The sequence below is a fragment of the Mesorhizobium sp. M0701 genome, from assembly GCF_040320365.1.
GTDB lineage: Bacteria > Pseudomonadota > Alphaproteobacteria > Rhizobiales > Rhizobiaceae > Mesorhizobium.
In genome coordinates this window covers 1-23,378 of sequence record NZ_JAMYPO010000066.1, presented here as the reverse complement: position 1 = coordinate 23,378, position 23,378 = coordinate 1, and the positions used below count along the sequence as shown (strand labels likewise).

Annotated in this window: 17 protein-coding genes; 9 read left to right on the top strand and 8 right to left on the bottom strand. The window is 64.4% G+C overall.

The window, feature by feature from the left end; all coding sequences use genetic code 11:
* Positions 1 to 111 precede the first annotated feature (111 nt).
* The 6 genes from NKI24_RS33450 (at position 112) to NKI24_RS33425 (ending at position 4,857) form a co-directional block, all read left to right on the top strand.
* Positions 112 to 375: a hypothetical protein gene (locus tag NKI24_RS33450; protein ID WP_352750465.1), complete on the top strand. Its 264-nt coding sequence runs from the start codon at positions 112 to 114 to the stop codon at positions 373 to 375.
* A complete protein-coding gene (locus NKI24_RS33445) occupies positions 362 to 1,318 on the top strand; it encodes an AAA family ATPase (protein ID WP_352750464.1) in 957 nt (318 codons plus the stop codon). The genes NKI24_RS33450 and NKI24_RS33445 overlap by 14 nt, the downstream gene beginning before the upstream one ends.
* Positions 1,315 to 2,622, top strand: coding sequence for a DUF58 domain-containing protein (locus NKI24_RS33440; protein ID WP_352750463.1), 1,308 nt, complete (start codon positions 1,315 to 1,317; stop codon positions 2,620 to 2,622). Before NKI24_RS33445 ends, NKI24_RS33440 begins: the two co-directional genes overlap by 4 nt.
* The gene (locus NKI24_RS33435; RefSeq protein WP_352449244.1) at positions 2,619 to 3,650 is read left to right on the top strand and encodes a stage II sporulation protein M; all 1,032 of its coding nucleotides are present in this window, start codon (positions 2,619 to 2,621) and stop codon (positions 3,648 to 3,650) included. Before NKI24_RS33440 ends, NKI24_RS33435 begins: the two co-directional genes overlap by 4 nt.
* Positions 3,637 to 4,503, top strand: coding sequence for an RDD family protein (locus NKI24_RS33430; RefSeq protein ID WP_352750462.1), 867 nt, complete (start codon positions 3,637 to 3,639; stop codon positions 4,501 to 4,503). The genes NKI24_RS33435 and NKI24_RS33430 overlap by 14 nt, the downstream gene beginning before the upstream one ends.
* Before the next feature lie 105 nt (positions 4,504 to 4,608).
* Positions 4,609 to 4,857, top strand: coding sequence for a hypothetical protein (locus tag NKI24_RS33425; RefSeq protein WP_352750468.1), 249 nt, complete (start codon positions 4,609 to 4,611; stop codon positions 4,855 to 4,857).
* Here the strand turns inward: NKI24_RS33425 and NKI24_RS33420 are convergent.
* Positions 4,744 to 5,034: a D-lyxose/D-mannose family sugar isomerase gene (locus NKI24_RS33420; protein ID WP_352750467.1), complete on the bottom strand. Its 291-nt coding sequence runs from the start codon at positions 5,032 to 5,034 to the stop codon at positions 4,744 to 4,746. The two genes, NKI24_RS33425 and NKI24_RS33420, sit on opposite strands and share 114 nt — an antisense overlap.
* Here NKI24_RS33420 and NKI24_RS33415 point away from each other — a divergent pair.
* The gene (locus NKI24_RS33415; protein ID WP_352750461.1) at positions 5,027 to 5,272 is read left to right on the top strand and encodes a hypothetical protein; all 246 of its coding nucleotides are present in this window, start codon (positions 5,027 to 5,029) and stop codon (positions 5,270 to 5,272) included. The genes NKI24_RS33420 and NKI24_RS33415 overlap by 8 nt on opposite strands.
* An 11-nt stretch (positions 5,273 to 5,283) precedes the next feature.
* Positions 5,284 to 5,529, top strand: coding sequence for a hypothetical protein (locus NKI24_RS33410; protein WP_352750460.1), 246 nt, complete (start codon positions 5,284 to 5,286; stop codon positions 5,527 to 5,529).
* A 133-nt stretch (positions 5,530 to 5,662) separates the two neighbouring features.
* Here NKI24_RS33410 and NKI24_RS33405 read toward each other — a convergent pair whose 3' ends face one another.
* The gene (locus tag NKI24_RS33405; protein ID WP_352750459.1) at positions 5,663 to 6,349 is read right to left on the bottom strand and encodes a D-lyxose/D-mannose family sugar isomerase; all 687 of its coding nucleotides are present in this window, start codon (positions 6,347 to 6,349) and stop codon (positions 5,663 to 5,665) included.
* 245 nt (positions 6,350 to 6,594) lie between these two features.
* Here NKI24_RS33405 and NKI24_RS33400 point away from each other — a divergent pair, with 245 nt between their 5' ends.
* Positions 6,595 to 7,653: a D-TA family PLP-dependent enzyme gene (locus tag NKI24_RS33400; RefSeq protein ID WP_352750466.1), complete on the top strand. Its 1,059-nt coding sequence runs from the start codon at positions 6,595 to 6,597 to the stop codon at positions 7,651 to 7,653.
* A 234-nt stretch (positions 7,654 to 7,887) separates the two neighbouring features.
* Here NKI24_RS33400 and NKI24_RS33395 read toward each other — a convergent pair whose 3' ends face one another.
* The 6 genes from NKI24_RS33395 to hutG all read right to left on the bottom strand — a co-directional run bounded on the left by NKI24_RS33395 (position 7,888) and on the right by hutG (position 22,992).
* A complete protein-coding gene (locus NKI24_RS33395) occupies positions 7,888 to 8,640 on the bottom strand; it encodes a heme ABC transporter permease (protein ID WP_352750458.1) in 753 nt (250 codons plus the stop codon).
* 263 nt (positions 8,641 to 8,903) lie between these two features.
* Positions 8,904 to 10,673: a glucan ABC transporter ATP-binding protein/ permease gene (locus tag NKI24_RS33390; protein WP_352449239.1), complete on the bottom strand. Its 1,770-nt coding sequence runs from the start codon at positions 10,671 to 10,673 to the stop codon at positions 8,904 to 8,906.
* 363 nt (positions 10,674 to 11,036) lie between these two features.
* Entirely contained in the window at positions 11,037 to 19,607 is an 8,571-nt protein-coding gene (locus NKI24_RS33385; RefSeq protein ID WP_352750457.1) for a glycoside hydrolase family 94 protein, read from the bottom strand.
* Between the two features lie 267 nt (positions 19,608 to 19,874).
* On the bottom strand, positions 19,875 to 20,462 hold the full coding sequence (locus tag NKI24_RS33380) for a HutD/Ves family protein (protein ID WP_352449237.1): 588 nt from the start codon (positions 20,460 to 20,462) through the stop codon (positions 19,875 to 19,877).
* An 8-nt stretch (positions 20,463 to 20,470) separates the two neighbouring features.
* Positions 20,471 to 22,141 (bottom strand): urocanate hydratase, encoded by a 1,671-nt coding sequence (gene hutU / locus NKI24_RS33375; RefSeq protein ID WP_352457143.1) that lies wholly within the window; start codon positions 22,139 to 22,141, stop codon positions 20,471 to 20,473.
* Positions 22,142 to 22,173: 32 nt separating this feature from the next.
* Complete coding sequence (gene hutG, locus NKI24_RS33370; protein ID WP_352449234.1) at positions 22,174 to 22,992, bottom strand: N-formylglutamate deformylase; 819 nt, start codon at positions 22,990 to 22,992, stop codon at positions 22,174 to 22,176.
* Positions 22,993 to 23,378: the final 386 nt, after the last annotated feature.

Here is a 23,378-nt window from a genome sequence, read left to right as displayed (position 1 = left end):
TGGCGGGGGCGTGGGCGTTGTCTGCCATTGGGGGGGTTGCGCGCGGTTCTAAGCCCGTGCGGGTGCTGCCCCTCGCTTCCGTGGGGTTTGTTCTAAACGACGGCGATGCTCATGCGGCGTGCCGGCCGGCTGGACGAGCTGGGAGGCCGCTATGCGGCCTTGATGCGGGTGCGCGCCGGCGCGCTGCTCGGCGCACCGCAAGGGTTGCAAGGCAAAGCGCTCGACCACTGGCTCGACTCTCGCGATAAGGAGCAAGCCGGCGGCTTCACGACGCGCTCGCAAGCGGCCGGCGAGGCGAAGAAGCTGACGCAGATGCAACAGGCAGCAGAACGGCTGCATGACTGGACGGCAAGGAGGCTCGGTGAACGTCGATGATGTGAAGGCCCTGGCGACACGGATCAGGGAAGAAGTGGCCAAGGCGATCACCGGGCAGCACGATACGGTCGACCTGATGCTGACCGCCTTGTTTGCGGGCGGGCATATCCTGCTGGAAGGTCCTCCGGGCACGGCCAAGACAATGACGGCGCGCTGCTTCGCCCAGGCGCTTGGGATCGCCTACGGGCGGATCCAGTTCACGCCGGACCTGATGCCCGGCGATATCGTCGGGTCGAACATCTACAACTTCCAGACCGGGCAGTTCACGCTGACGCACGGCCCGATCTTCTGCGATCTCCTGCTTGCCGACGAAATCAACCGCACGCCGCCCAAGACGCAGGCCGCACTGCTCGAGGCGATGCAGGAACATGCGGTCACCTTCGACGGCACCACGCATTCGCTCGGCCGCAATTTCATGGTCGTCGCGACCCAGAATCCGATCGAGCACCAGGGCGTCTATCCGCTGCCGGAGGCGCAGCTCGACCGCTTCCTGTTCAAGCACCGCGTCAGCTATCCCGGCCCCGAGGAAGAACGAGCCATCATCGTCCATCACGGCGGCGGCTCCGCCTCGCACGACATCGCGCAATATGGCATCGAGGCGCAGACGGATCGCGAAACGCTGCAGGAGGCCCTTGAAGTCGTCGGCTCCGTCACCCTTGTCGACGATGTCGTCGGCTACATAGCGGCGCTGGTTCGGGCTACGCGCGAAAATGCCGATCTGGAGGTCGGGGCCAGTCCGCGCGCCGGCGCCATGCTGGCGCGCGCGGCGCGTGCCCGGGCGGCGCTGGACGGACGCGCCTACGTGATCCCCGACGACGTCAAGGCGCTGGCGGTGCCGGCGCTGCGTCATCGCGTCATCCTTTCGCCTGCCGCCCAGATCGATGGCCGGCTGGTCGAGCAGATCGTCTCCGATCTGGTCGACCAGACGGAAGCACCACGTTGATCTATCCCAGCGGCCGAGCGGTATGGGCAGCTGCGGCCGGCGCGGTGCCGGCCTTCCTGGTCGCGCTGGCACTGCCGTCGTTCTGGTATCTGGGGTTGCTGTGGAGTTGCCTGCTGCTTGCCTTCCTGGCGGTGGATGCCGCGGCCGGACGCGGACGGGCATCGCTGAATGCCAGCATCGATGCGCCGCAGCAGGTCGGTGTCGGCGGCGAGTTCAGCGTGCACGTCGCCGCCCGTCACTCGGGGCCGCGCGCCGCGGAGGCTCGGGTCGGCCATGATGCGCGTCTGGCGCCGGTGAGCGGCAGCGGCGGCGCGTTGCAGCCGACCGCCGGAGGCGGGTCGCTCTTCCTCCGCTTCCAGGCGCTGCGGCGCGGCGTCGCCAGCTTCGACCGTCTCTGGGTGCGCTGGCGCGGGCCATTCGGGCTGGTCTGGAACCAGGTCGTGCTGCCGGTGGAAAGCAAGGTTGCGGTGCTGCCCGACGTCAGCAGCGCTCGCGGCGAGGCGATCACGCTGCTGCAACATGCGGCGCTTGCCGAAGGCCATGCGCAGCGCCGCGCCGGTCAAGGCCGCGAGTTCGACGCGCTCAAGGATTACCAGCCGGGCATGGGCCGGCGGATGATCGACTGGAAGCGCAGCGCCCGCCACGGCAAGCTGTTGGCGCGCGAGTTCCGCATCGAGGAGAACAACAACATCGTGCTGGCCATCGACAGCGGACGCCTGATGTGCGAACCGGTTGACGGTGTGCCGAAGGTGGACCGGGCGGTGACGGCCGCCCTGCTGTCGGCATTCATCGCGCTGAAGGGCGGTGACATGGTCAGCCTGTTCGGCTTCGATGCAAGGCCGCGCGTTTCGAGCGGCGCGGTGCGCGGCCCCGCCAGCTTTGCGATGATCCAGAAACGGGCCGCCGAGATCGACTACTCCAGCGAGGAGACCAATTTCACGCTGGCATTGACGACGCTGGCGGCGCGGCTCGACCGCCGCTCGCTGGTCATCATCTTCACCGATTTCGTCGATCCGATCAGTGCGGAATTGATGCTGCGCACCGTGGGCCGGCTCACCGAACGGCATCTCGTGCTGTTCATGATGATGAAGGACACCGAACTGGAGGGCCTGGCCGACCTGCCGCCACGCTCCGGCGAGGATGTTGCCCGCGCGGTCGTTGCCGGAGGGCTCTTGCGCGAAAGGCAGGTCGTCATCGGCCGGCTGCGCCTGCTCGGGGCGCATGTGATCGAAGCCGACCACAACCGGCTCGGTCCGGCGCTGGTCGAGCGCTATCTGCAGTTCAAGCAGGAGGATTTGCTGTGACGGCGCCGGTACGCGGCAATGCGGTGCGCGGCGACGCGGTACGCCAGTCGCTGGCCAGCTTCCGCCGCGAGCGCGAGGCCGACTGGAAGGCATTCGAGGCGTTGCTGGCGCGTGTCGAGAAGCGTGCGCCGCGGACGCTTTCCGAAGAGGAGCTGCTGTCGCTGCCGCTGCTCTATCGATCGGCGCTGTCTTCCCTGTCGGTGGCGCGCGCGACATCGCTCGATAATGCGCTGGTCGGCTATCTCGAAGCGCTGTCGCTGCGCGGTTATTTCTACCTCTACGGCGCGCGCCGCGGGCTGCGGCAGCGCCTCGCCGATTTCTTCCTGCATGACTGGCCCGAAGCCATTCGCGACCTGTGGCGCGAGACATTGGCGTCGGTCGCGCTGATGGTGATCGGCATTGGTGCAGGCGCCTGGCTGGTGGCATCCGACAAGAGCTGGTTCGACGCGATCATCCCGCCCGGCCTGGCAGGAGGCCGCGGCCCCGACACCTCGGCCGAACTGCTGCGAGGCATGCTTTATGATGGCGACAATGGCTTTCTCTCAGGCTTTGCCGCCTATCTGTTCACGCACAACGTCCAGGTCGCAATCCTGGCCTTCGCCCTTGGCTTCGCCTTCGCGGTGCCGACGGTGCTGCTGATGCTGTTCAACGGCTGCATGATCGGGGCGTTGTTCCAAGTCTATTGGTCCAAGGGGCTTGGCATGGAGCTCGGCGGCTGGCTGGCCATCCACGGCACCACCGAATTGTTCGCGATCGCTTTGGCCGGCGCGGCGGGCATGCGCATCGGCACCAGCATCGCCTTTCCCGGCGAATTGACACGCATGGCGGCAGCGGCTCGCGCCGGACGCATCGCCGCGAACGCCATGGTCGGGGTCTCAGTCATGCTGCTGTTTGCCGGGCTGCTCGAGGGCATTGGCAGGCAGACCATCACCAGCGACGTCACGCGCTACGGCATTGGCGGTGGCATGCTGGTGCTGTGGATCGGTTATTTCTACCTGTTCCGGGCGGTGCGGCGTGGCGATTGTTAAACGCGCCGCCTTCGCGGCTATACGGCCGCTGATCACGCCCGAAGGCGTCGATCTCCGGATTAGGCTTGCTGACGCCGGCACGCGGGCCTCCGCCTTCCTGCTCGACATCGTGTTCATCGCCGTGGCTGCAATCGTGATCACGATCGTCGCGCTATTCGGGGTGGGAGGCCTTGGCAGCGAGGGATTTCAGCCGCTCTTCGTCGTCTGGATCATCCTGATCTTCTTTCTGCGCAACGCCTACTTCATCGTCTTCGAAGCGGGCCGGCGCGCGTCTACGCCCGGCAAGCGGATCGTCGGCATCCGGGTCGCGTCGCGCAGCGGAGACGGCCTGTCGATCGACCAGGTCATTGCCCGCAACCTGATGCGCGAGATCGAGGTGTTCCTGCCGCTGTCGATCATCGTTGGACGCAGCGGGACCGACCTCGCCGACACGCTGACGACGGTGTTCGGACTGGTGTGGACGCTGCTGTTTGCCTTGTTCCCGCTGTTCAATCGAGACCGCATGCGGATCGGCGACCTGTTGGCGGGGACCTGGGTGGTCGAGGCGCCGAAGCGCGCCTTGCTTGAAGACCTGTCGGCACGGCAGGATCCGGCGGCCGGCGCCTTCCGGTTCAGCCACGCCCAACTCGATGCCTACGGGATTGCCGAACTCCACAAGCTGGAGGAGGTGCTGCGCCGCGACGACTATTTCGCCCTGCGGACGGTGGCCGAAACGATCGGACGCAAGATCGGCGCGGCAGCCCAAGCCCATGACGCACGCGCGTTCCTGACGGCGTATTACGGGGAATTGCGGGCGCATCTCGAGCGCAAGCTGCTGCTGGGCAACCGCAGGGCCGACAAGCATGCGCGGTAGCAGTTGCCGAACAGGTGCAGCTAGCGAGAAGCATCGGTGCTGCCCCTCATCCGCCTGCCGGCACCTTCTCCCCGTATAGTGACGGGGAGAAGGGAGATAGACGCAATGTCGACCACTATTCCGCAAACGCTGCCTGTTTGCGAAACCATCTGCGATAGCGTCTTTCTCCCCGTCATTATACGGGGAGAAATGCCCGGCAGGGCAATGAGGGGCGGCGCCGACGAACCTGATGAGCCCGGTTTAAATGCCACCTTCCCCGAAGCGGCCGATCGGCTCGCGAAAGACGTTGTCGGTGGCATGGTCATTGACGATCGCTATCTCGCCAATCAGCAGGCCATTGCCACCGAAGATTGACGCTTGACCGGTGCCATCTTCTCCCGCAAATTCAGTCACGCGGGTTGAAATGCCTATCCGTCCGAGGGTGCTCGTGTTCCCTATCCTCTGGCAGTCGCAAGCGGATGTTGCAAGAAAACTCCTCGAGAGCCTGGGTTCTACGGAAATCAAACCTGCAAGGAGACTTTCCTTGGCCACTTTCGTCACTCAGCCCACTTTCCAACGAGCCGGCAGCCAGATGGTATGGTTTTGGAAGCTCGGAACGGGCAACGCCTACTGGGGTTACTCGGTACGGGCGGCGGTCGTCCTTCGCACGGCCACTTTGCGCTGGGAAAGCCTGTATACCTACATCGACGAGACCGGCCAGACCGAGGTAATACAGACGAACGCATCGGACGATATGCAAATAATATTCGGGGCGATAAGTTCTCCCTGAGGAGCTGAGACATGCCAGTAGTGCTTCACGCGGTATACGATTCCCGAGGAGTCATCATTGCCGCCTCACGAACCGATCCCGACGATGACAAGTCGACGCCGGCGCCAATCCCACAGCCAGGTGAGGGCAATTACTACGCGCTAATCCCGCTTGATGAAGCCCACGTCAAAATGACCCTGGATCAGCTGTGCACCACAACCCGGGTCGACTTGAAAAAGAAGCGGCTGATTGCCCACGACCTTCGCTCTCAAGCGTAAGCCGGGAGTGTTCCCAGGCGGAGCAGTGCGCGAGAAGCTGGACCGGGACTTTTAGCGATCGGCTCCGGCATCACTGCCCAAATGCCGAGAATCCAAGCCCGAAACTGCGGTTCGGGCCAATTGCGCCCCTGCCCTATCCCACCCACTTCTCATAATCGGACACCAGCAGGTGCAGCGGTGCTGTGTCCTCGTCGATATCCGCGAAGCGGCCGATCGGCTCGCGGAAGACGTTGTCGGTGAGATCGTCGTTGACGGTCGAGACCTCGCCGATCAGCACGTCCTTGCCCTCGGCCCAGAAGGCGTGCCAGACGCCCGGCAGCAAAGTGACGCTCTGGCCTGGGTCGAGCTTCAGCAGTCCACCCGCAGGCAGCCTGTGAATGGTTCCGTCGACAGGCACGGTCACTTCGGCCTTCGGATCGATGCCGCCATCGCGATCATGCATGAACAGCTCCAGCACCAGCTTGCCGCCGCCGCGGTTGATGATGTCCTCGGCCTTGATGTTGTGGCGATGCATCGGCGACAGCTGATCCTTGCGCGAGATCATGATCTTTTCGGCATAGAGCATGCCCATGCCCTTCTTCATGTCCTCGTAGCGGCCGTTGCGAACGGTGAACAGGAACAGGCCGAGCTCGTCGAATTTCTCCTGGCCGTAGTCGGTGATGTCCCAGCCAAGCCGCGACGAGAAGATTGCCGACGAATCCTGCCGGCGCGCCTTCATCTCTTCCGGCGACCAGTAGGCGAAGGGCGGCATGATGTAGCCGAACGAGCGGATGAAGGCGTCGGCGTCGCGGATGATGTCGTTGATGGCGGAGCGTTTCATGATCGTGGTTCCTTCCCGTCGCTTTGCGAGCGCTAGAACGGTTCATCGTTTCACGGAAACGCCGAACCGCTCTATCTTTTTTGGACGCAATTCCGGACGGAAAACCGTTTCACACTTTTCCTGGAATTGCTCAAACCGCAATAGCCGAACGTCCATCCGGTGTCGATGCAAACTGCTGTCGCTGGCCCCATGACATGCGGTCCGATCAGGGCCATAAGGTCAACCAACTTTCCGATGGTGAGACCATGCGCAGCATAGACGACCTCGATACGCCGGCGATCCTGATCGATGCCGGCCGCGCCGAAGCCAATATCGCGCGGGCGCAGGCCCATGCCGACCGGCACGGGCTGAAGCTCAGGCCGCACATCAAGACCCACAAACTGCCCTACTGGGCAAAGAAGCAGATCGCGGCCGGCGCCGTCGGCATCACCTGCCAGAAGATCGGCGAGGCCGAGGTCATGGCCGACGCCGGACTGACCGACATCTTTCTGCCCTACAATATCCTCGGGCGGGCCAAGCTGGAGCGCCTCAAGGCGCTGCACGGCCGCGTAACCCTGTCGGTGACAACGGACAGCATGGACACGCTCACGGGACTTGCCGCCACCTTTACCGATCCCGGCCACCGCCTGCCGGTGCTGGTCGAATGCGACACCGGCATGGGCCGCTGCGGTGTGCAGTCGGCCGGCGAGGCAGTCGCGCTGGCGAGCGAGATCGACAAGGTCCGGGGGCTCGTCTTCGGCGGCTTGATGACCTACCCGGGGGCTGGCCGCGCCGCCGAGACCGAGGCGTGGCTCGCCGATGCGCAGCAAGCACTTGCCGCAGCCGGCCTTGCTTGCGAGCGCATCTCCAGCGGCGGCACACCCGATATGTGGCGTTCCGGCGAGCACAGCGTCGTTACCGAATACCGGCCCGGCACCTACATCTATCTCGACCGCTACCAGGTCGCCAAAGGCGTCGGCAGCCTCGATGATTGCGCACTGACGGTGCTGTCGACGGTGGTCAGCCACCCAACGCCGACACGCGCCATCCTCGACGCCGGCAGCAAGGCCCTGTCCAGCGACACACTGGGGCTCGCCGATTTCGGCGAGCTGCTGGGCATTTCAGGCGCAAGGGTGACCAGCCTCAGCGAAGAGCACGGCAACGTCACGCTGTCAGGCGGCGCCGAGCTTCGCATCGGCGAGCGCGTGCGCGTCGTGCCCGACCATTGCTGCGTCGTCACCAACCTGTTCGACGAGGTGCATCTGATCGAAGGCGACAAGGTGCTGGAAACGCTGCCGGTGGCAGCACGCGGGCGGATGGGGTGAGTCCAGCTGGAGCGCGTGCGCTTCAGGTACAAAATCCTTCAAACGCTAGAGGGACAGCGCCCCCCTCTGGCCTGCCGGCCATCTCCCCCTCAAGGGGGGAGATCGGTAGCTTCGCCGGTAGCGCCTCTCTTTCAACATTCGCGATTGGCGAAACGATACGTGACATTCAATCTCCCCCCTTGAGGGGGAGATGTCCGGCAGGACAGAGGGGGGCGCGAAGGAACTCGACGGCGGTCAGTTAGCCTGTCTCGCGGCAACCCGGCGCATCGAAATGACGCGGCGGCGGAGGATTTCCGTGCGCATCGCCGTTAGGTGCAGCGCGAAGAACAGCACGGTGAAGCCGAGTGCCATCACCAGCAATGGCCACAACAGGCTTGGATCGATGGTCGGGCCGCCGAGCCGGAACACCGACGCCGGCTGATGCAGCGTGTTCCACCAGTCGACCGAAAATTTGATGATCGGAATGTTGATGAAGCCGACCAGGGTGATGATGGCGGCGGCCCAGGCGGCACGCCCGGCATCGTCGAGCGCGCGGGTCAGCGCGATGATGCCGAGATACATCAGGAACAGGATGAAGACCGAGGTCAGCCGCGCGTCCCACACCCACCAGGTGCCCCACATCGGCTTGCCCCAGATCGAACCGGTGATCAGTGCAAGGGCGGTGAAGACGGCGCCGATAGGTGCCGCCGATTTCAGCGCCACGTCGGCCAGCGGATGGCGCCAGACCAGCGTGCCCAGTGCCGCGACCGCCATCAGCGTGTAGCACATCATGGCAAGCCAGGCGAAAGGCACGTGGATATACATGATGCGCACGGTGATGCCTTGCTGGAAGTCCTCGGGCGCCGTGAAGCTCATGTAGAGGCCGACAGCGAGGATGATGGCGGCAACGCTCACCAGCCACGGCACGACCTTGTCGGCCAGCCCGACGAACCGCGTCGGGTTGGCAAGGTCCATCCAGCCGGAGAGGCGTGAAGTCGTGTCGCTCATGCCGCCTTACATAGACCGCCGGCGCAGTTGCGGCAACCGCAGCGGCGGTACGTCTTCCCTTCTCCCCTTGCTGCGGGAGAAGGTGGATCGGCGCGTAGCGACGAGCCGGATGAGGGATGCTGGACGGAGTGAGGCGCCAATGATCGCCGTGCGCCGACGTCTGGATTTTGGATGAAGATTTGCGCCAAGCCGGAGCATCCCTCATCCGACCTCGCTTCGCGAGGCCACCTTCTCCCACGAGGGGAGAAGGCAAGCCGCGCTGCTCAAGCGGCTTCGTTCACCGGACGGCTGAGGCGGCGGACCTCCTCGTCGTTGAGCAGGCCGCCGGCGCGCAGCAGGCTGGCGAAGCGACCGTTGCGCAGCGACAGTTCGGTGAACCCGCCCATCTCGACCACCCGGCCCTTGTCCATGAACACGACCAGATCGGCGTCGCGAACGGTGGTCAGGCGGTGGGCGATGATGAAGGTGGTGCGGCCGCGCCGCAATTCGTCGATGGCGTCCTTGACGCGGTCTTCCGTCTCGACGTCGAGCGCGCTGGTCGCCTCGTCGAGAACCAGGATGGGCGCGTCCTTCAGCACGGCGCGGGCGATCGCGATGCGCTGGCGCTCGCCACCGGACAGCTGTCCGCCGCGTTCGCCGACGACCGTGTCGTAGCCCTCGCACTTTGACAGGATGAAATCCTGCGCGGCGGCGGCATTGGCCGCGGCATGGACCTCGTCATAGGTCGCCTCCGCGCGGCCGACGCGGATGTTGTCCTCGATCGAGCGGTTGAGCAGGCCGGCATCCTGGAAGACGGTGGCGATCGAATGGCGCAGCGACTTGCGGGTCACCGTGCGGGTGTCGATGCCGTCGATCAGGATACGGCCGCTGGACGGGGTGAAGACGCGCTGCAGAAGGTTGATGAGCGTCGTCTTGCCGGCGCCCGTCGGGCCGACGATGGCGACGGTCTGGCCGGCCTGGACCTCGAACGACGCGTCGTCGACGCCCTGCCCGGAATTACCGAACTCGAAGCAGACATTCTCGAAACGCACATGACCCGTGACGTTGACGAGGTCGCGCAGCCCGTCGGGCTCGGCGGCATCAGAAGCGGAGTCTTCGAGATGATAGAATTCCTCGAGCTTGGCGCGCGCTTCGGAAATCTGGTTGGCAAAAGCCGACATCTGGTCGAGCCGGGCAATCAGCAGCGTGGCAAAGCCGGTAAAGGCTATGACGTCGCCGATGCGCAACTGGCCGTGCGTCACCAGGTAGGCGCCAATCAGAAGCACCACCATCATCGAAATCGTCGACGACAGGCGATGCAGCGCGTTGGCCATTGCCCACCAGTCGAGCACGGGGTTCTGCACATCGAGCAGATTCTTGACGTAGCGCTTCAGCGCCTCGGTCTCGTGGCCGATGCGGTTGTAGCTCTGCAGGACGGCGACGTTGCTGACCGAGTCGGTCACATGCGCAAACACCTTGTGGTAGTGACGCTCCACGGCCGCTTGGCCTTCCTTGGTGCGCCGCATCACCAGCCGTCCGATGCCGACATAGAGCGCGCCAAGCGCCAGCAGCACCATCGACATGCGGATATCCATGCTGAGCGCCGTGGGCACCAGCAGAACCAACGCGACCGCTGTCGACAGGTGCTGCCGCATGAATTCGAGCCAGAGGCTGAACAGGGTCTCGACTGCCCGCAGAAGCGTGTGCAGGGAATTGGAGGTGCCGCGCTGATGATGCCAGGCAAGCGGCATGGTGATGACGCGCTCGAACGACTGGCAAAGAACCTCGCTGCGCCGCTGGTGGGCAAAGCGATCAGCGCCGCGCGCCACCAGAACGAAGGCGACGATATTGAAAGCGCCGATGCCGGCCCACATTGCGAGCGTCGAGAACACCGAGCCGCGGTCCGAAATGGCATCGATCACCCGGCCGAACATGATCGGCTCGAGGATGGCGATAATGGCAAGCGTGACATTCGCCCCACAGATAAACGCAACGCGTTTCCTGTCGGCAGCGAGATAACCGAGCGCTCGCCAGTAGATTTGCAGAAGTGACACTTCAGCTACTCCGCCAATTATTTATGGTGCAGTGCGTCATTTTTTGACTCGTACCGGTTGACGCGTCGCAAAACAATGCTCGTCTAGCTCTTCCGTTCCCATTCCGCGAACAAAAGATGACGACGCTTCGAAATTTGCCGTGATCGTCTAACAGTTTGAGATAAAAGGTGAAATGTCAGCGTTGCGGCAAAATCATGGCAGCTGGAAAGCACTGCCACAATTTTAATCAGCAAGACCCTGGGCACGACGTCTAGAGTCGTGTGCATGCATTCAGCAAGGTCAAACGCAAATATAACCGGTAGAGGCACTTGGAGCGCCCGTGCGTGCCCTGGGAACGCTAAGCGACGCTCCAAGCCCTTGAATCTAGGCCGGTATTCTGACGACCACCTCGGCACTATCTCCGGCTTTTGGCTCGAAGGACGAAGATTTGGTCTTCGTGCCATTCACTTCAAGTGAGATGGCCCGGGCCTTTTTGTCGCGGACGACGCGTACTTTGATCTCGGCGCCCAGCATCTTCAGAGTTGCCGAATAGCCGTCCCAATGGCTAGGAAGTCTCGGCGTGAACTGGAGTCGCTGTCCGCGGCGCTCTATGCCGAGAATGCTCTCGACCGCGGCGCGATAAAGCCAGCCCGCCGACCCGGTATACCAGGTCCAGCCGCCGCGGCCGCCCTTGTCTTGCCCGGAATAAACGTCGGCCGCGACGACATAAGGTTCCACCCGGTAGCGCTCTGCCGCGGCTTCGTCGAGCGCATGGTTGACCGGATTGAGCATTGAAAGGCAACGGTAGGCATCGTCGGTGCGACCCATCTCGGCGAGCGCAATGACGAACCATGTTGCCGCGTGCGTGTATTGGCCGCCGTTTTCACGGACCCCCGGCGGATAGCTCTTGATGTAGCCCGGGTCCTTTTCCGTCTTCGAGAAGGGCGGGGTGAACAGTTTGACGATCTTGAGGTCGTCGTCGACGAGCGCTTTCATCGCCTGCGCCATTGCCGTGGTCGACCGCGCCGGGTCGCCCTCGCCCGAAAGCACGCTCCAGGACTGGGCGATCGAGTCGATCTTGCACTCGTCCGACTTGCGCGAGCCGAGCGGCGTGCCGTCGTCGAAGCTGCCGCGCCGATACCACTCGCCATCCCAGGCGGTGCTTTCCAGCGCCCGCTTCAGCACCTCGGCGTGCTTCGTCCAGGCCTGCACGCGCTTGGCATCGCGCTCCGCCTTGGCGACAGCGGCAAAGTCGCCCAGCGTCTTCAGCAGGAACCAGCCCAGCCACACGCTCTCGCCCTTGCCGTGCTCGCCGACGCGGTTCATGCCGTCGTTCCAGTCGCCGCCGAGGATCAGCGGCAGCCGGGCTGGGCTGCTGCGCTTGACGGCAAGATCGAGCGCCCGCGCGCAATGGTCATAGAGCGAGGCTGTCTTCTTCGAGATTTCCGGGATGAAGAAAGCATCGTGCTCGCCTTCGCCCAGCGCCTGCCCTTCGATGAAGGGCAGTTGCTCCTTGAGGATCGCGGTGTCGCCGGTCACCAGCAGGTAACGGGCCGTGGCGTGGGCCAGCCAGACCACGTCGTCCGAGATCATGGTGCGGACGCCGGCCTCGGTGCGCGGCAGCCACCAATGCTGCACGTCGCCTTCGGGAAATTGCCGCCGCGCCGCGTTGAGGATCTGATCGCGCGCCAGCTTGGGGTCATGCGCCAGCAAGGCCAAGGTATCCTGCAGCTGATCGCGGAAGCCGAAGGCACCGCTCGCCTGATAGAACGCCGAGCGGGCACGGATGCGGCAGGCCAGGCTCTGATAGGGCAGCCAGTGATTGACCATGGCGTCGAGGGCCTTGTCCGGCGTCTCGACCTGGATGGTGTCGAGAAAGCCGCGCCATGTGCGCTCGTTGTCGGCCAGCCGCTGATCGAAATCCCTGGAGCGATGGGTCTGCACCAGCGCGCTGGCCGCCTCGGGCGAGGCCGCGTCGCCGAGCAGCCAGAGCAGCGTGACGTCGCCGCCGGCAGCGATGTCGATGTCGCGTGCGAGGGCCGCGCAGGGATCGTCGCCGGCCTCGACACGGCCCGACAGGCCGGCGCCGCTCAGCACGGCATGCGGAAACTCGCTCGTGCCTTGCCTGCCGATGAACTCGCCGCGATCGGCGGTGACCGAATGCACAGCACCGTCGGCGGCCAGAAAGGCGATCCGCTCGCCGAAATCGAGCCCATAGGGATTTTGCGCCAGCAATGCACCGGTTGCGGCATCCCTCGACGGAACGATGCTTGCAGCGGTGCGCGAGCGATGGCCGCCAAGAACCCATTCCGCATAGGCGTAGACGCGCAGCCGCATCGGCACCGAACCCGAATTCTGGATGCGCAGCCGCGATATCTTCACCGGATCGACAGGATCGACAACATGGGTCAGATCCATCGACAGCGGCCCGCGTTTTGAGCGGAACGTCGAAAAACCCTGCCCGTGCCAGGTTTCGTAGGTCATTGTCGGATCACGCACCACGGCAGCCATTGGCGAGAACGCCCTGCCACTGGCATGATCGTAGATATAGATGCCCTCGCCCGGCCGGTTGGTGACCGGATCGTTCGACCATGGCGTCAACTGATAGTCGCGGCTGTTGCGGCTCCAGGTGAAGGCAGCGCCTTCAGCCGAAATGTGGAACCCGAACGATGGGTTGGAGATGACGTTGATCCACGGCTGCGGCGTCGTGCGCCGGCCGGCAAGACGCACGACGTAGTGGCGTCCGCCGCCGTCGAAGCCGCCGAAACCGTTCCATTGGTCGAGCCCGCTGCCGTCGACGCGGCCCTCGATCAGTGCCTGGGCGGCAGATGCTTGCGACGTCGGCACCGGCAAGGACGGCTCGCGAAGCGCTGCAAGGTCTGCCGGCTGGAGGGCGGCGTCCCGCGCCTGCAGTGCCGCGGCCTCGGCGCGCTCGATCTGGTCGAAGATGGTGCCGTTGCGCGTATGCAGCACCACCCGAGCGACGGCGAGCAAGGTCCTGTAGGTCGTTTCCTCCATCAGATCGCGGCGCACCGCGAAGATGTGCTGGCGGGGTCCGAGCTCCTTGCCGCGCAACCGGCTGTTTTCGCACAGCGTCTCCACCGCGCGCTGCAGGTCCTGCACGTAGGATGACGCCTGCTCGTTGACGACGACAAAATCGATCATCATGCCGCGGGCGCGCATGTATTCCTGGAAGCGAAGCGCCTGGGCGACGATCTCCAGATCGGCGACATCGGCGATCCTGACCAGGAAAATCGGAAAATCGCCGGATATGCTGGTCGGCCAGAGGCTGGACTGCCTGCCGAGCCCGGAGACGATGGATTCGCCCGGAAGGCGCAGGAACGGATCGGGATAGATCAGATAGCGCGCCAGCTTCTGCACATTGGCGGCGTCGGACAGGCTGAGGCCAAGGTGCCGGGTCTGCACCTGCGAGCGCGTCCAGGCGAGCATCGCCTGGCGGGCGAAGCTTTCGGGATGGTCGAGCCGTGCGACGGCGGCATCCAATTCGGCGCGATGGGTACCGACGACGGTCCAGAACGTCAGCGAAATCTTCTTGTTGGCCGGCACGCGCACCTGCCGGCGAAGCGATGCGATCGGGTCCAGGGTGAAGCCAGAATGGCCGCCAAGCTTGGCGCCGGGATCAAAGGCAGCCGCTTCGGTGATGGTGCGGCCGCGGCCGATGAAGGCGCGCCTGTCGGTTTCCGCCTCGGCGTCTCGCGCCGATCCAGACGGGTCGGTGACGAAATGCACCATGGTGACGCCGGGTTCGTCCTTTTCGCGCTTGCGCCTGGTGGCGAAGATCGCGCCGTTGTTCGGCGCGATCTCGGTTTCCACGAACATCTTCGAAAAAGCCGGATGGGCATTATCCGAGGGCTCGGAGCCCAGCACCAGTTCGGCAAACGAGGTTACTTCGATATGCCGGTCGGCGGGGCCATCATTGTGGAGCGTCACCCGTCGGCCCTCACCATTGCCTTCCGAGATGACGATGCACTCGACTTCCGAACGCAGCGATCCAATCGATTTGACGAAGCTCGCCTTGTCGTCGGAGAACAGCGTCTGCGCACGCTCGCCGGCGGCGCGCTTCGGCTCGGCGGTGGCCGACCACCAGTCGCCGTTGCTGGCGTCGCGCAGGAAAATATAGGAACCAAGGCGGTCCTCGGTCGGATCCGGCTGCCAGCGCGTGACCGCAAGTTCGCCCCAGCGGCTGTACCCGGAGCCGGTGGCGGTCACCATGACCGAATAGCGGCCATTGGACATGACACTGGTCGAGCGCAGCGCCCTGAGCGGATCGAGCACGATGCGGGTATCCGGGCTTTCCAGCTCGGTCTCGTCCTTCGAGCGCTCGTCGGCCTCGGTCCTGACGGTCGCAGTCGGGATGTCGCGCGGCGCCCTTTCCTGCAGCAGCAATTCGGCCGACTCGATCACCGGATCGCTGTGGAAGCGGTCGCGCAGGCGCCCTTCGAAGATCGCATCGGCAACTGCGGCAATCGACATGCCGGAGTGGTGGGCCATGTAGTTGAGCACGACGGCGTGGTCGGTGCCCTCGGGAACGCGTTGCGGCGTGAAATCCACCGCGTCGTAAAAACCGTGCCGGCCCAGTGCGCCCAGCCGCCTGAGCTTGGCCAGGTTCTGGACGGATTCATGCGGCGTGAACTGCGCTGCCAGCACGGTCGCGTAAGGCGCGATCACCGTGTTTTGGCCAAGGCCGCGCTTCAGGCCGAGCCCGGGCACGCCGAAATTGGTGTACTGATAGGTCAGCTCGCGGTCGCGGGCGTTGTAGGCCGCTTCCGAAATCCCCCAGGGAACGTTCTTCGAACGGCCATACTGGATCTGGCGCTTGATGATGAGCTTGCTGGTCTGGTTGAGAATGCTGCCTTGCGGCTCCTTCATCACTAACGGCGGCATCAGATATTCGAACATCGAGCCGGACCAGGACATCAGTGCGCCCTGGAAGCCGATCTCGACGATCGGCCGGCCGAGCCGGAACCAGTGCTCGGTCGGCAAATCGCCCTTGGCGATGGCGAACAGGCTGGTCAGCCGCGCCTCGGAGGCCAAAAGGTCGTAGCAGCTTTCGTCGAGCTGATGCTCCTCGACCCGGTAACCGATCGACAGGAGCTTGCGTTCGGGCCGCATCAGGAACGAGAAATCCATCTCGAAGGCGAAACGGCGCGTGCGTTCGCGCAAGGTTAGAAGCTTGGCCCGCAATGCCGCGACGGCGTTTTCGTCGCTGTGCGCGTCGTGCACATGCGCCTCGCAGGTGGCTTCGAGCCTGGCCGCCCAATCGGCGATGGTGTCGCTCTGGGTCGACGCGGCCTCGGTGTGGATGGCTGTCGCGAGCTTGCGTATCTCGCCGGCCAGGACGGCCAGGTTGATGGTACGGATCGACGCCATCTCCGGCTGCGCCTTGATCAATTCGACCGCCCGCCGCATGCCGTCGAGACGGTCGGCGAGCCGCTGGCGCAAGGGCCGCAATTGACGCCGGTCGTCGGGCAGTTCCTCAAGGCTTTCATCGAGGATGGTGACAGTATCGAGGATGCCTTCGAAGTCGCCCTGCACATGCACCGACGGCGCTTCCGCCCATTCGGCGCAGGCAGCGGCCACGGCCACCAGATGGCCGGCGAGATTGCCGCTGTCGACCGCCGAAATGTACAGCGGGTAGAGCGGCTTCAGGGTCGTCGTGTCATACCAGTTGAAGAGATGGCCGCGATCGCGCGGCATGCTCTCGATGGTCGACATGGTCGCGTCGATGCGGTTGACGGCGTCGGAGAGGCTGATCCAGCCGAAATCGCGTGCCGAAATCACCGACAGCAGGTAGACGCCGATATTGGTCGGCGAGGTACGGGGCGCCACCACGGGGGCCGGGCTTTCCTGGAAATTATCCGGCGGCAGATTGTGATGCTCGGCCGTCACGAAGGTCTCGAAATAGTGCCATGTACGCCGCGCCACGGTGCGCAGCGCGTGGATGTCGGCGGCCGATATGCGCAGGCGGTCCTCGGTTTCGGCCGAACGGCTGATCCAGCAGGCGATGGCGGGCGAGCCGATCCAGAACAAGGCAAAGAAGAAGGCGACGAAGGCGCCGGTGGAATCGGCCAGCACCGGGACAGCGAGGCCGACGACGCCGATGATCACCGCGCCGTACATGATGCTGTAGTAGGAGCCGAGATCGTTGTCGCCGCCCTTGTGTGCCTGCGAGGCGGTGCGCCATTCGAGCAGGTTCTGGCGGCTGACGAACAGGCGGTAGAGCGTGCGGATGATCGCGTCGCCCATCATCCAGGCAAGATGCGCCATCAGCACGATCTTCAGCGCCACCAGGGCAGTGCCGAAGGCAACGTCGCGTGCCAGTGCCGAGAAATGGCCGCGCGGCGTCTGGTCGCCGCTCTTCGGCAGGATGGCGTCGACGATGTCGAAAGTGGGCGCCATGAACAGCGTGAGGATCAGCAGCGCCTGCCATTGGGCGGCCTGCGTGAAGGGCAGCAGCGTCCAGCCGGCGATCGCGGCCATCACCCAGAAGATCGGCGTCACCGAGCGGCGCAGATTGTCCACCATCTTCCAGCGCGACAGCGCCGGCACGTTTGAGCGCGGGCCAAGAATGAAGCCCAGAAGCTGCCAGTCGCCGCGTGCCCAGCGATGGTGGCGCGACGCGTCGACCGAATAGCGGGTCGGATAGTCCTCGACCAGTTCGACGTCGGTGACCAAGGCCGAGCGCGCCAGGGCGCCTTCGAGCAGATCATGGCTGAGGATGGTGTTTTCCTCGATGCGGCCCTTCAACGCCGCCTCGAAGGCGTCGACATGGTAAAGACCCTTGCCGGTGAAGGAACCGTCGCCGAAGATGTCCTGGTAGAGGTCCGACACGGCAAAGACGTACGGATCGAGCCCGCGATTGGCGGAAAAGACACGCTGAAAGAACGATGCCTCGTCGCCACTGGTCAGCGACGCGGTGATACGCGGCTGCAGGATGGAATAACCTGCCGTGACCTCGCGCCGTGCGACATCGAAATGCGGACGGTTGAGCGGGTGGCAAAGCTTGCCGGCCAGCGCAGCGACGGCGTCGCGGGTGGTGCGGGTGTCGGCGTCCAGCGTCATCACGTGGACGACGCTCTCCGGCAATGGCACTTCCAACGGCAGGAAGGTGGTGTCGCTGTCCCCGCGCAGCAGAAGGTTCAATTCGTGCAGCTTGCCGCGCTTGCGCTCCCAGCCCATCCAGACGCCTTGCGATGCGTTGTAGAGCCGGCGCCGATGCAGCAGATAAAAGCGCGGCGCCCCTTCCGAGGGATAGCGGGCGTTCAGCCTGGCGATTTCGGCGCGGGCGAATTCGAGGATTTCGACATCCGCCGTATCGATCTCGGTCTTCGAGTCCGGCCAGTCGGAAAGCAGCGCGAAATAGACTTCGCCCGCCGTGTTGGCGAGGTGATGCACCTCGATGTTGCGGATGTTCTCCTCGACATCGTCACGCGAGCCGATCAGCGACGGCACCACCACCAGCGTGCGCGCCTCGGGCGGCACACCGTGCCTGAAATCATAGCCGATGAGACGCGTCGGCTTCAAAAACAGCGAGACGACGGTGTTGAAGAATGCGAGCGCGCCTTCGCTGGCCGGCACCGCGAATAGGGCCAGCATCAGGACGATCGACGGCACCGACAGGCCGAGATTGGCAAGCGCATTGCCGGAAACGACCAGAAGCAGGACCGTCAGCGCAAACACCGGCACGACGATGCCCAGCCATCCGGTCTTGCGGAAGGTCCGGTTGAGCGTCTTACCGATGGTCGGCCGGTAGCCGATCGACCGCTCGAGCTCCTGCCGGCGCGGGCCGACCAGAAAGAAGCCGACGTCGGTGTGAGCGATCGGACCGCTTTCGGAGCCCGGCGCATCGGCAGCATGGCCGGCGAGCTCGATCGCCCTTTCGGCAACGCGAAATTCGGAGAGATCGGAACGGCGCGCCAGCTCCTCGATCGCAGTCCGGTATTGGTCGCGCGAAAAGAAATCGAGCGCGGCGAAATCGGTGCGTTCGCGCAGCAAGGTGTCGATGCGGCTGACGCCCTCGAACCACACCGTCCAGTCGATGTCGTTGATCAGGCGCAGGCCGCGGATGATGTTGCCGGTGGTCACGTTGCCGCTTGACAGCGTGTGGTGCTCGCTGAGGATGATCTCCTCGGCGTCGGAGCCGGTCCTTTCCAGCTCGCCCTCCAACCATTCCAGCGCCCTGCCGGCATTTTGCGAGCCGTCACGCAGCCGGTAGAGCAACTGGGTGGCGAAGGTGGTGTCCTGCGCATGGGCGCTGTAGTGGGAAAGTATCGCCTGCCGGTCGGCGCTGTCGTCCGTCGCCAGCACACGGTCGGCGACCTCGTTGGCGATCTGGCGCAGTTCCCGCGTGCGATTGACGCGGACCGCGATCCGGCGAAGGTTCTCGATCAGGACGAAGCGCAGCAGCGATGGCAGCGCCCATAATTCGCCAATCTTCAGCGGCTCGATGGACTGGAAGCCTTCGACGATCGCCTTGAACATGGCCGACGAGACGGAACTGTCGGAATGGGCGACATAGGTCCACGCGACCGCCAGTGCGCGCGGCACGCTGGATCCATCCGACAGTTTCAGCGTCGGCAACTGGCGGTAGAAGCGGCGCGGCAGGTCGCGCTTGACCTGAAAAATGGTCTCCTCGACCAGGTAGTTGTTGTCGAGCAGCCACTGCGCCGCGGGCGTGATCGTTTCGCCCCTCGCCTGGGCAGCGTTGGTGGAACGGTAGACATCGAGAATTTTCCTGGCGCTTTCGCGGATGCGCGCCTGAAAATCGAAAGGCGTCAGACCGAACAAGTCCTTGGCGTCGCCATTGGCAAGGGCTGCGCCCAAAGCGCGCAGCCGATCTTCCGGCAGGAAATTGGAGCGTATCGGCACGTCGGTGACAGCCGGGAAGCTGGCGCTCGTCTTTTCGATCTGTGCGAGATTGGTCTGGATATTCATCTAAGGTTCCGTGTTGGGGACGCAGTGCGGCGTCACCGCCACGGCAATGTCCCTAAAACCGGTCCAAATGCAATTGGTTGCATCGCAACACTTGGCCGAAAGTTTGTTTCCGCACCACGACAAGATGCCGTCTTTCGACAACTTCCAGGCGGGCACTATGAGCATCGTTTCGGCTTCTGATCGGCGGAAGATTCAGGCTTTTTCGTGATGCAGCGACCAGCTTACGCGATATTTGGCCGGCGTCACGATCATGTTTGGAAACAGACGTTAATCGTTGCCGGCAATGCGGTCGATGCGGATCACGAACAGCATGGCCGGCCGGACCGGATCCAGGCGCAGTTCCGGCGCTTGCGCCCCGAGCAACAGCGCGTCGAGCGGCCCAAGCTGCATGGGCGCCGCGCCGGCCACGCTGAGTTCGCCGTCGACGCACAGGATGAGTGTTTCATCGGCTTCGGCCTGGATCTCCGTCGGAGCCGAAATCAGCAGGCGCTCGACCGTGTGGATCGCCCGGGCGCGGCGGGTCATGACGTTGAGGTCGGTGATCGGACCGGCGATCAGCGTGGCTTGCGTCGGCACGTCGGCCGGAAAGGCAAGCGGTGCGGAAGCCTTGATGATTTCGACCGGTAGCCGGCCGGCGATGTCGAGGATCATGCCCTCGCCTTCCAGCAACGCCAAGGTCCGGTCGACGCCGGCAAATCCGGAAAATGGGCCGCCGCCCTCGACCAGCGCCATCGAGACGCGCCAGTCGAAATCGTCGAGCCCGGCACCTGGCGGCGAGACGGCAATCTCCGTCGTCACCCCGCCGCCGTTCTTCCACGGCATCGAGCGGTATTCGGCTGCCCGAAGGATGCGCAAGGCGCGGCTCAGCCCAAAATGCCGGGCAGGTTGAGCTGGTTCTCCCGGGCGCACTCGATCGCGATGTCATAGCCGGCATCGGCGTGGCGCATGACGCCGGTCGCCGGATCGTTCCACAGAACCCGCTCCAGGCGCTTGGCCGCCTCGGGCGTGCCGTCGGCGACGATGACCATGCCGGCATGCTGCGAAAAGCCCATGCCGACGCCGCCGCCATGGTGCAGCGACACCCAGGTGGCGCCGGACGCCGTGTTGAGCAAGGCATTGAGCAACGGCCAGTCGGAGACGGCATCGGAGCCGTCCTTCATCGCCTCCGTCTCGCGGTTCGGCGAGGCGACCGAGCCGGAATCGAGGTGATCGCGGCCGATGACCACCGGCGCCTTCAGTTCGCCCCTGGCGACCATCTCGTTGAAGGCGAGGCCGAGCCGATGGCGGTCGCCAAGGCCGACCCAGCAGATGCGCGCCGGCAGGCCCTGGAAGGCGATGCGCTCACGCGCCATGTCGAGCCAGTTGTGCAGATGGGTGTTGCCGGGGGTCAGCTCGCGCACCTTGGCGTCGGTCTTGTAGATATCCTCGGGATCGCCGGAAAGCGCTGCCCAGCGGAACGGGCCGATGCCGCGGCAAAACAGCGGACGGATATAGGCCGGCACGAAACCCGGGAAGGCAAAAGCATTCTCGAACCCCTCCTCCTTCGCCACCTGGCGGATGTTGTTGCCGTAGTCGAGCGTCGGCACGCCGGCATTCCAGAACGCCACCATCGCCTCGACATGCTCGCGCATCGACGCGCGGGCAGCTCTTTCAACGGCCTTCGGGTCGGAGGTGCGTTTCTCGCGCCACTCGGCCAGCGACCAGCCCTTGGGCAGATAGCCATTGAGCGGGTCATGCGCCGAGGTCTGGTCGGTGACGATGTCGGGGCGCACGCCGCGCCGCACCAGTTCCGGCAGGATGTCGGCGGCGTTGCCGACCAGGCCAACCGATTTCGCCTCACCGGCTTTGGTCCAGCGCTCGATCTTTTCCAGAGCCTCGTCGAGCGTGTCGGCGCGCTCATCGACATAGCGGGTGCGGAGCCGGAAATCGATGCGGTCGGGATCGCATTCGACGGCCAGGCAGCAGGCGCCGGCCATCACCGCGGCGAGCGGCTGGGCACCGCCCATGCCGCCGAGACCGCCGGTCAGGATCCACTTGCCCCTGAGATTGCCGCCATAGTGCTGGCGGCCGGCCTCGACGAAGGTCTCGTAGGTGCCCTGCACGATGCCTTGCGTGCCGATGTAGATCCACGAGCCGGCCGTCATCTGGCCGTACATCATCAGGCCCTTTCTATCGAGCTCGTTGAATTTCTCCCATGTCGCCCAGTGCGGCACCAGGTTGGAATTGGCGATCAGCACGCGCGGGGCGTCAGGATGAGTGCGGAACACGCCGACCGGCTTGCCCGATTGCACCAACAACGTCTCGTCGTCGCCAAGCGTCTTCAGCGAGGCAACGATGCGGTCGAAATCGTTCCAGGTGCGCGCCGCCCGGCCGATGCCGCCATAGACCACCAACTCGTTGGGGTTTTCGGCGACGTCTGGGTCGAGATTGTTCATCAGCATGCGCAACGGCGCTTCCGTCAGCCAGGTGCGGGCGTTGAGCTCGCTGCCGCGCGGGCTGCGCACTTCACGGATGTTGTGGCGAGGATCGGTCATGATTGTCCCTTTCGAGTGAGGTGCACCGCGCGTCAGCGTTCGGCCCAGGCGATCGCGGTTTCCAGGATCTTCTTCAGCGTGACGCAGATCGGCGCCGCGAATTCGGCCTCGTAAGGCACCGGCCAGTTATCCGGTTCGCCCTTGCCTTCGGGCTCGCGCATGTAGCCGCGGTTGGAGAGTTCCATCTGCAGCGCGTGGACGCCGGCTTGCGGCTGGCCGAAATGGCGCGTGATCCAGCCGCCCTTGAAGCGCCCGTTGACGACGAAGCTCTCGCCGGTTTCGGCGAGGATCTGGCCAACCGTCGCTTGCAGCGTCGGATCGGCGCTCTTGCCGTCATTGGTGCCGAGATTGAAGACCGGCAATTTGCCTTCGAAAAGGCGCGGCAGCACGGAGCGGATCGAATGGCAGTCATAGACGACGACCTTCTCATGCAAAGCGCGCAGCCTGTCGATCTCGGCCTGCAGAGCGGCATGATAGGGTACGAAGAACTTCTCGCGGCGTTCGTCGATCTCCGACTGTCCCGGCTCTTCACCCTTGCGGTAGAGCTGATCGCCGTCAAAGGTCTCTGTCGGGCAGAGCCCAGTCGTCGTCTGGCCGGGATAGAGCGAAACGCCGGACGGATCGCGGTTGACGTCGATAACGGTGCGCGAAATCGCCGTATGCACAACCGTCGCGCCGAGGCTCTCGGCGAAGTCATAAAGCTTGTCGATCCACCAGTCGGCGTCACGGCGGCCGAGCCAGGGCGAGACCAGCCGGCTATCGAGGCCGGCGAGATCGATGCCGGTATGCGGGATCGAAACCAGCAGGGGTGCTGTGCCTTGGGTGACGGTGAGCCAGGAGGGCGAGGTCATAGAAGATTCTCCCGCGTTGGAGCTCTACGGCGCCCCCCTCTGTCCTGCCGGACATCTCCCCCACGAGGGGGGAGATTGGCCGTCAGACCGGCTTTCGCCATTCTCCAACGTTGCAGGACAGAGCGAGGCGCCGCAGCTGCCGATCTCCCCCCTCGTGGGGGAGATGCCCGGCAGGGCAGAGGGGGGCGCGAAGGAACGCGACCTTGCAATCGTCCGGGAACACCGACCTCGCTTTTTGCCGGTCGGAATGCATTTTGTTCTTGCTTTGTGCCGGCAGCTATGCTACTAATTTCGATATAGTGCTGATTCGGCCCGACGACCCGCCTTTGAGGCGGGTTTTTTGTTTCTGAATTTGAAAGTTTCGGTGTTGCCGGGGTGAGGTCGGC